The following is an 8,724-nucleotide window of genomic DNA, read 5'->3' on the forward strand; positions in this document are numbered from 1 at the left end:
GATCCCCGGCCGTTCCCGACGCCGTGGTACCAGCAACGCAGGGACGCCATCACCTTGGCGGTGCTGCCCGACCGCCGGTATCGGCACGCTTTGCAGCCGGGCTGCTCGACCGGGACGCTGACCGCGCAGCTGGCCGCGCGGTGTGATCGCGTGACCGCGATGGACGTCGCCGATGCGGCGCTGCGCAGCGCGGACGCGCGGCTGCGGCGGGCGGGCAGCCGTGATCGGGTGACGCTGTACCTATCGCCCCGGGACGCGCCGTGGCCGCCCGGGCCCTTCGATCTGCTGCTGCTCAGCGAGGTCGCCTGCGACCTGGAGGCCGACACGCTGGCCACGGTGTTGTGCCGCGAATGCCCGCGGTTGCGGCCGGGGGCGAAAGTCGTTGCCGCACACTGGCGCCACCCCGTGGCCGACCACCCTCTCACCGGCGACGCGGCCCACGCCGTCATCGCGGAAACGCCCGGGCTGACGTCGGTCGCCCGCTACGGGGACCGCGACCTCGTTATCGAAGTGTTCGAACACCGGTGACCGCGGCCCGGGAGTGGGTATCGAAAAGGGTATGCGCGTAGCGACCTTCAACATCCTGCACGGCCGCACCGTCGGAAACGGGGTGGATCCTGCGCGACTGCGGGACTGCGTGCGCCGGTTGAATCCGGACATCCTCGGGTTGCAGGAGGTCGACTGCGAACAACCGCGCTCCGATCGCGCCGACCTCACCGCGGTCGCGGCGGACGCCATGGGCGCCGTGGAGCATCGGTTCGTCGCCGCGATCTCCGGCACGCCGGGCGCGACCTGGATGGCCGCTACGGGCGAGGAACAACCCGGCACGGCGGCCTATGGGATCGCGCTGCTATCCCGGTATCCCGTGGCCAGCTGGCAGGTGGTGCGATTGCCCCGTATTCCCATGCGGTTTCCCATGTATCTGCCCGGACCGAACCGGGTGATGGTCGTCGACGAGGAACCGCGCGCCGCCGTCATCGCGCAGCTGCACACCCCGTGGGGCGGCCTCACGGTGGCCAACACGCATCTATCGTTCGTGCCCGGCTGGAATCGGCGCCAGCTGCGCCGCCTGATCCACGACCTGCGCGGCTTCCCGGGGCCGCGGCTTCTCACCGGTGACCTCAACATGACGCCCGACGCGGTGCGCCGCTGGTCGGGCATGCGGCCCCTGGCCGCGGCCGCAACCTTTCCCGCCCAAGACCCCAACCGGCAGCTCGACCACATCCTGACCGACGACCCCGGCCTGCGCAGCGGCGCCGTTCATTCCGAAGTGATGCCGATCTCCGATCACCGGCCGCTGGTGGTCGACCTGGAGCACGCCTGAGCGCTCAGGCCCAGCCCATCGCGTCGAGGCGCCGCTGGACCCGGTCGACGTCGTCCGGCGCGGGCAGCTCGTCGGTGACCCGGAGGATCTCCGCCCCGACGTCGGCGTCGTCGATCGGACGGCGCCCGGTGAGGGCGGTCGCGATGGTGGTGACCTCGTCGTCGCACACTCGCCGCGGCAAGAGCGCCAGCACCGGCGCGTAGCCGAGGGCCGGCGCGCCGCTAGGGTAACCGGCGCGCAGAAACGCGATGATGCTCGACACCGTGTCGCGTAAGACCATCCCTAACCTCCAGCCGCCACGCCGGGCGGTCTTGCCAGGAATAACCCGTCGTTTCCGTTTGAAACCCAAGGGGCCCGGTCCGACTGCCGGACCGGGCCCCAGTGGAGATGGCTTACTGGTTTTCCTTCTGGCGCTCTTCGGCGGCCTTGGCGCCCGCGCGCGCCGACTCGGCTTCGGCTTCCTTCTTGCCCGCGTCGCGCTGGGCGTCGGCCTTGTCCTGCTGAGCCTGTCCCTCTTCGACGAGGTCGTCGCGACCGGTGACGGTTCCGCCAACCTCCTTGACCTTGCCCTTGACGCCTTCGACGGTGCCCTTGACGGCCTCTTGTGGTCCGCTCTTCTGATCGCCCATTGGTCGACCTCCCTCTCGGTGGTTACGTCTTGATTCGCATCTACCGGCTTCCCGCCCGGCGCAGGGCCAAACACCCTCGCCCGGTTGCGGGCCGAGGGTTTCGCTGTGCGGACTCGTTCGTTTGAAAGCGGTAATTCCGGGTAGTTACTGCCCCCGACTGCTCAAGGGGGTGGAGTCACTGAGCACCATCGCTGTCATAGGGGCGACCGGCACGGCCGGGTCCCGCGTCGTCGCCCGGCTGAAGGCCCGCGAGGTCGAGGTCGTCGAGATCTCCCGCGCTCACGGCGTCGACGTCATCTCGGGGCGGGGGTTATTCCAGGCACTGGCGGGGGTCGACGTCGTCATCGACGTCGCCAACCCGATGCCCGCCGACGGGGGGTCGAACATCACCCAGACGGTGGCCACCGCAACACGCAACGTCGTGGGAGCGTGCGCCGCCCGCGATGTGCAGCGGCTGGTGGTGTTGACGGTCGCCGGAATCGAAGATCCCGCATTCGACGGCTTTCCGTATTACGAGGCCAAACGCGCCGCCAAGGAGCTCGCGCTCGACGGTCCGGTGCCGGTGACCCTGGTGAAGTCCACCCAGTGGTACGAGTTCGCCACCAACCCCGTCGCGGTGAGTTCCCGCGACGGGGAGGTGGTCGTCCAGGACTGGCTGATCCAACCCATCGCCGTCGACACCGTTGCCGACGTGCTGGTCGAGGCGGCCCTGGCGCAGACGCATCGGCCACGCACGATCGCCGGCCCGCAGGCCGTCCGCCTGCCCGAACTGACGTCGAAACTGCTCGACCGGCGCGGCGACAAGCGCCGCGTGCGCGCCGTCCCGCCCGCGCTCGGTGCGCTCGCCACCGGCGCGCTGTTGGCGTCCGACGGCGCCATCGTCGTCGGCCCCGACCTCGACACGTGGCTGCACTCCCTTTCATCCCCTGGCGCGGACGGCGAGTCGGCCGCGGACGGCGGTGATCCACCGACGGTGCTGCGAACGCGGGATCTCTCCCCCACCAGCCGTTAGGCCCCGCTAGCAAGGTCACGGTTGCGTCACGATCGGTGTCACGATTGGTTAAGAACCGGGCCCGTTCTCTAAGAATTCTCAACATTGGCGCTCGTATTTATTTGCTCACTTAGCGAAAATGTGGCTCGTGGGGCGATCGGGCCGCGCGTGGTTCGCGGTGTTCTGTTTCGGCGAACACGGTCCCTTTTGGCTTCCGCTACCTTGGTTTTCGAGGATCGGGAGCCTCTCTGAGAAGAAATCAATTGATCAATTTCAAAGGACAAGACTGATCATGAAAAACAGCAGTATCGTCGCGCGCCGGCGAGTTGCCGGCATCAGCGCGGGCTTCCTGCTCGGGGGATTGACTGTGGGCATCATCGGTGCCCCGTCCGCGGCCGCAGCGCCCGACTGCAGCCCCGGCGGTGTGAACGCCACCGTGTCGTCGGTCCAGGGCGCGGCACAGCAGTACCTGGCCGCCCACCCGGACGCCAACCAGGTGGTCACGGCCGCCTACGGCCAGCCGCGGCCGGAGGCCGAGTCGAGCCTGCGCGGCTACTTCACCTCGCATCCGCAGCAGTACTACGACCTGCGCGGCATCCTGGCGCCGATCGGCGACACGGAGCGGCAGTGCAACGTCAAGGCGCTGCCGCCATTCCTGGAGTCGGCCTACCAGGAGTTCATGGCCGGCTGACCCCCGCCGAGAGACGACCCGCCACAACGCCGTGGCGGGTCGTTTCGCGTGTACCGCCGGCGGGTATTGAGCGGGTACTTGTGCAGTCAGCCAACGGGACTGGAGGCAACCATGCGACTGCGTCGCAGCGATCTGGCCAAGCCGGGGATCGCACGCAAACGCCGGGGCAAGGGCTTCGCCTACTACGACCCCGAGGGCAACCTGCTGTCCGACCCGGATACCCTGGCGCGCATCAAGGACCTTGTCATCCCGCCCGCATGGAAGAAGGTGTGGATTTCGCCGGATCCCAAGGGCCACATTCAGGCCGTCGGCACGGACGCTGCCGGGCGCCGGCAGTACCTCTATCACACGGCGTGGCAGCAGGAGCGGGCCGAGGAGAAATTCGACCGCGTGCTGGAACTGTCGGTGCAGTTGCCGCTGTGGCGAGCGCGCATCGCCAAAGACCTGACGCGCCGCGGCTTGACGCGCGAGCGGGTGCTGGCGGTCGCGCTGCGCCTGCTCGACCGCGGCTACTTTCGCGCCGGCGGTGAGCAATACGCCGAGGAGCACGAGTCCTACGGATTGGCCACCCTGCTGTGCAGCCACGTGACAGTGCGCCGCCACGCGGTCGCATTCGACTTCCCCGCCAAGAGCGGCGTGCGGCGCACGGTGGAAATCGAGGACGCCGAAATCGTTCGCGCGGTACGCGCCCTGGTCCGCCGCCCGCAGCGCACCGACCGACTGCTGGTGTGCCGTACCGGATCCGGATGGGTCGACATCCGCTCCGACGACCTGAACGCCCGCTTCAAGGAGATGGTGGGCGACCAGTACACCGTCAAGGACCTGCGCACCTGGCACGGCACGGTGCTGGCGGCGGCCGCCTTCGCCGACGCGGACCCGCCCGTGTCGCAGCGGGTGATCAAGCGCGTCGAGTCCGCGGTCATGAAGGAGGTCGCCGAGGAGCTCGGCAACACCCCCGCGGTGGCCCGCGGATCCTATGTCGACCCGCGCGTCGTCAGCGGCTACGAGCAGGGCCTGACGATCCAAACGGCGGTGCGCCGAGCCGAACGCGCCCGTCGACCCGAGGCCAAACAGGAAATCCTGGAGAAGGCGACCCGCATGCTCATTCGACGAGTTTCCAAGGGCCACAGCGCATCCGGAGCATCGCAACTGCCCAAAACCGCGTGACCCGACGCGTCGCGACGGCCGACGCGGTCATATCCAGATTGCGAAGTGTTTCTCGCGCGACGAGCTGGGCGGCCGCCAAACGTGCCAGGACAACCGGTGGGCGCTGGCCGCGCGCATGCGACCGATGCCTGGCGACATTTCGCACAATGGACGGCGGCGGGGAGCGCCGCGGCGCTCAGGCCGTCATCCGTTCGCTTTAAAGTCGTTGCACCGCAACGTAACTGGTGCACGAGTGTGCTGAGGGACGCGCTCCCAGCGGGATGAGACGGCGCCAGGAATGCCGTTTATGTAATGACCTATAGGGTATTTCGCTCGCCATGCTCGATTCAGGCTCCGCGAAAAATGTGCTGCTGTGGCACGTCCATGGGTCCTGGACGCAGGCGTTCGTAGCGGGCCGACACCGGTATTTGATTCCGGTGGCCGACGACCGCGGCGCCGACGGCATCGGGCTGGCCGGGCGAAAGTGGCCCAACGCGCGCGAGATCGCGCTCGGCGAACTGGCAGGCCAGCACATCGATCTGGTGGTGTTGCAGCGTCCGCACGAGGCCGCACTGGTGGCCCGGTGGGCGGGACGGCGCGCCGGCGCCGACGTGCCAGCGGTGTACGTCGAGCACAATGCCCCGCGCCCGTTCGCCGAGCGCAGCCGGCATCATGTCGCGGACCGCGGCGACATCCCGCTGGTTCACGTCACCGATTTCAACCGGCTGATGTGGGACAACGGCCGGGCGCCGACGCGGGTGATCGATCACGGCATGGCCGATCCGGGCCCGCGCTACACCGGCGACGTGCCGAGGGCGGCCACGATGATCAACGAGCCACAGCGGCGCGGGCGCACCGTGGGGGCCGACCTGCTCGAACCGTTGTCGGCATACGCGCAGATCGACGTGTGGGGCATCGGCACGGAGTCGCTGTACGAGAACCGTGGCGGCGTCACCGGGCGCGGCGACGTTTCGGCCCCGCAGCTGTGGGACCAGATCGCCCGGCACCGCGTGTACCTGCACACCGCCCGCTGGACGTCGTTGGGACTCTCGCTCATCGAGGCGATGTTCCTCGGGATGCCGGTGGTGGCCGTGGGCACGACGATGGCGCCCCTGGTGGTGCCCGGCGAGGCGGGCGTCGTCGCCGCCGACGTCACCACCCTGGGCGGCGGACTGCGGGATTTCATGAACGACCACGCGGCCGCGGTGGCCGCCGGGAAGGCGGCGCGCGAATTCGCCACCGCCCGCTTCGGGCTGGACCGGTTTCTCGCCGAATGGGACGAAGTGATCTCCGAACAGTGCAGTGAATTCAGAAGGGAGCCCGCATGAGAATTGCGATGATCTCCGAACACGCCAGCCCGCTGGCCCACCTGGGGGGCGTCGACGCCGGCGGGCAGAACGTGCATGTCGCCGAGCTGTCGGCCGCGCTGGCGCGGCGGGGCCACGACGTGGTGGTGTTCACCCGCCGCGACGACCCCGACCTGCCCGACTGCGTCGAGACGGAGCACGGCTACTCGGTGGTGCATGTGCCCGCGGGCCCGGCCCGCGTGCTGCCCAAAGATCAACTGCTGCAATACATGTACGGCTTCGCCCATTTCCTGTGGGGGCATTGGCGGGCCCGACCGCCCGACGTGGCTCACGCCCACTTCTGGATGTCGGGGCTGGCCACTCAGCGCGCGGCGCGGTCGCACCGGATCCCCACGGTGCAGACGTTCCACGCACTGGGCCTGGTCAAGCGGCAACACCAGGGCACCGACGACACCAGCCCGGATTGCCGCATCGGGCTGGAGACCGTCGTCGCGCGCGGCGCCGACTGGGTGGCGGCCACCAGCACCGACGAAGTGTTCGAGCTCGTCCGCATGGGCCGTGCCCGCTCGCACACGTCGGTGGTGCCCTGCGGTGTCGACATCGACGCGTTCCACCCGGACGGGCCCGCCGCGCCGCGCGGAGTCCGGAAGCGGATCGTTTCGGTCGGCCGCCTGGTGCCCCGCAAGGGTTTTGAGACGCTGATCCGGGCCATGCCGCGCATCCCCGGCGCCGAACTCGTGATCGTCGGCGGCCCGGCCCGCGCGGCCCTGCCCGGCGACCACGAGGCACGCCGGTTGCAACGGCTGGCCGATCAACTCGGTGTGGCCGACCGGGTGCAGCTGCTCGGCGGGATCACCCGCGGCGAGATGCCCGCCGTGCTGCGTTCGGCCGACGTGGTGGCCTGCACCCCGTGGTACGAGCCCTTCGGGATCGTGCCGCTCGAGGCGATGGCTTGCGGGGTGCCCGTGGTGGCCTCGGCGGTCGGCGGGATACGCGATACGGTCGTCGACGACGTGACGGGTCGCCTTGTGCCGCCGAAGGATTCCGCCGCAGTGGCCGAGGCGGTCAACCCGCTCCTGGGCGACGGCCGGCGGCGCGCCGCCATGGGCCGCGCGGGACGGGATCGCGCCCGGGCGCGCTACACCTGGGACCGCATCGCGACCGACACGGAGCGCGTCTACGAAAAGCTGGCGCCGGTGCGGCGCGAGGTCAGCACGCTCAACAGCCGTTCCGGATAGCGCGATGGCTCAGGGCATTTTCACCGGATCGAAGATCGCCTCCGCACGCGCGCGGGCGGTGCGGCCACTATCGCGGGCGCTTGTCACCGGGGGCGCCGGCTTTCTGGGCGTCCACCTGTGCGAGCGGTTGCTCGGAATGGGCGTGAAAGTCGTCAGCGTCGACAACCTGTCCACCAGCCCGCCGGGGGCGGCACACCGGCTGGCCGGGCGGCACGGCTATGAGTTTGTGCGGCTTAACATTTGCGATCCCGACGTCGTCGACGTCCTCGGCGCGTCGTTCGACACCGTCTTCCACCTGGCGTCGCCCGCGTCGCCGATCGACTATCAGCGGATGCCCATCGCCACGCTGCTCGCCGGGTCGGCGGGCACGGCGACGGCGCTGGACATCGCCGAGCGCGCGGGGGCCCGGTTCGTACTGGCTTCCACCAGCGAGGTCTACGGCGATCCCGAATCGCATCCGCAGCGCGAAACCTATTGGGGCAACGTTAATCCGGTGGGCCCACGCAGCATGTACGACGAGGCCAAGCGCTACGCGGAGGCGTTGACGTTCGCCTACCACCGGCTGGGCCGCGCCGACGTCGGCGTCGCCCGCATCTTCAACACCTACGGGCCGGGCATGCGAACCGATGACGGCCGGATGGTTCCAACGTTCTGTCGTCAGGCGCTGCGCGGGGAACCGCTGACGGTGTCCGGCACGGGACTGCAGACCCGCTCGCTGTGCTACGTCGACGACACCGTGGCCGGGCTCATCGCGCTGGCACGCAGCAATTTCAGCGGGCCGGTCAACCTCGGCAATCCCATCGAACTGACGGTGCGCGCGGTGGCGGAACTGATCCGCGAGCTGGCCGGCAGCACCTCCACGATCCAGCTCACCCCCGCGGCCGTCGACGACCCGCAACGCCGATGCCCGGACATCACCCTGGCGCGCCGGGAGTTGGGCTGGGAGCCGCGGATCGACTACCGCGCCGGGCTGAGCACCACCGTCCAATGGTTCCGCATCACGGCCGACGACCCGCACCGGCGGGTCTCGGAGCCCGAGCGGTTGGCGCAATAGGGGGTAACGTGCGAATTCTCGGTGTCAATGCGGTATTCCACGATTCGGCCGCCGCCCTGGTGGTCGACGGCGAAGTGGTGGCGGCCGCCGAAGAAGAGCGGTTCTCGCGGCGCAAGCACGGCAAGCAGGCCGTCCCGTTCGCCACCTGGGAGCTGCCGACCTCGGCCATCCGCTGGTGCCTCGAGGCCGGCGGGATCGATCGGCTGCTCGTGCATCAGGGCCGGGTCGTAGGAGTATCCGATGGCGTCGATCTCCTCCGGCGCCAGGCCGCCGGCCTCGAGGCACCAGCGGATGGCCGAGGTCGGCAGCTCCCAGGTGGCGAACGGGACGGCCTGCTTGCCGTG

At 69.5% G+C, this 8,724-nt stretch carries 11 protein-coding genes; 9 read left to right on the forward strand and 2 right to left on the reverse strand.

Annotated features, from left to right (window positions below):
* On the forward strand, positions 1 to 528 hold a 528-nt coding region (locus A5712_RS26265), incomplete at its 5' end, for a class I SAM-dependent methyltransferase (RefSeq protein ID WP_068112185.1).
* Between the two features lie 31 nt (positions 529 to 559).
* Positions 560 to 1,324, forward strand: a complete 765-nt coding sequence (locus tag A5712_RS26270) for an endonuclease/exonuclease/phosphatase family protein (protein ID WP_068112188.1) — start codon at positions 560 to 562, stop codon at positions 1,322 to 1,324.
* A 4-nt stretch (positions 1,325 to 1,328) separates the two neighbouring features.
* On the opposite strand, the gene A5712_RS26275 is transcribed toward A5712_RS26270, so the two are convergent.
* Both A5712_RS26275 and A5712_RS26280 read right to left on the reverse strand, forming a co-directional pair.
* On the reverse strand, positions 1,329 to 1,604 hold the full coding sequence (locus A5712_RS26275; RefSeq protein WP_068112193.1) for a DUF3349 domain-containing protein: 276 nt from the start codon (positions 1,602 to 1,604) through the stop codon (positions 1,329 to 1,331).
* 112 nt (positions 1,605 to 1,716) lie between these two features.
* Positions 1,717 to 1,953 carry a general stress protein CsbD gene (locus tag A5712_RS26280; protein ID WP_068112195.1) on the reverse strand — a complete coding sequence of 79 codons (237 nt, stop codon included), beginning with the start codon at positions 1,951 to 1,953 and terminating at the stop codon, positions 1,717 to 1,719.
* Between the two features lie 169 nt (positions 1,954 to 2,122).
* Here A5712_RS26280 and A5712_RS26285 point away from each other — a divergent pair, with 169 nt between their 5' ends.
* From A5712_RS26285 to A5712_RS32205, 7 genes are all read left to right on the forward strand, one after another.
* Positions 2,123 to 2,965, forward strand: coding sequence for an SDR family oxidoreductase (locus tag A5712_RS26285; RefSeq protein WP_068112198.1), 843 nt, complete (start codon positions 2,123 to 2,125; stop codon positions 2,963 to 2,965).
* Positions 2,966 to 3,236: 271 nt separating this feature from the next.
* Entirely contained in the window at positions 3,237 to 3,635 is a 399-nt protein-coding gene (locus A5712_RS26290) for a heme-binding protein (protein WP_068112203.1), read from the forward strand.
* Positions 3,636 to 3,746: 111 nt separating this feature from the next.
* Complete coding sequence (locus A5712_RS26295; protein WP_068112206.1) at positions 3,747 to 4,802, forward strand: DNA topoisomerase IB; 1,056 nt, start codon at positions 3,747 to 3,749, stop codon at positions 4,800 to 4,802.
* A gap of 317 nt (positions 4,803 to 5,119) precedes the next feature.
* Positions 5,120 to 6,109 carry a glycosyltransferase gene (locus A5712_RS26300; protein WP_068112211.1) on the forward strand — a complete coding sequence of 330 codons (990 nt, stop codon included), beginning with the start codon at positions 5,120 to 5,122 and terminating at the stop codon, positions 6,107 to 6,109.
* Positions 6,106 to 7,326, forward strand: a complete 1,221-nt coding sequence (locus A5712_RS26305; RefSeq protein ID WP_068112213.1) for a glycosyltransferase — start codon at positions 6,106 to 6,108, stop codon at positions 7,324 to 7,326. Before A5712_RS26300 ends, A5712_RS26305 begins: the two co-directional genes overlap by 4 nt.
* A 4-nt stretch (positions 7,327 to 7,330) precedes the next feature.
* Positions 7,331 to 8,380, forward strand: coding sequence for an NAD-dependent epimerase/dehydratase family protein (locus A5712_RS26310; RefSeq protein ID WP_068112217.1), 1,050 nt, complete (start codon positions 7,331 to 7,333; stop codon positions 8,378 to 8,380).
* Between the two features lie 8 nt (positions 8,381 to 8,388).
* The coding region (locus A5712_RS32205; protein WP_304528679.1) for a carbamoyltransferase N-terminal domain-containing protein at positions 8,389 to 8,724 on the forward strand (336 nt) is incomplete at its 3' end.

Source organism: Mycobacterium sp. E2327, assembly GCF_001672675.1.
Taxonomy (GTDB): domain Bacteria; phylum Actinomycetota; class Actinomycetes; order Mycobacteriales; family Mycobacteriaceae; genus Mycobacterium.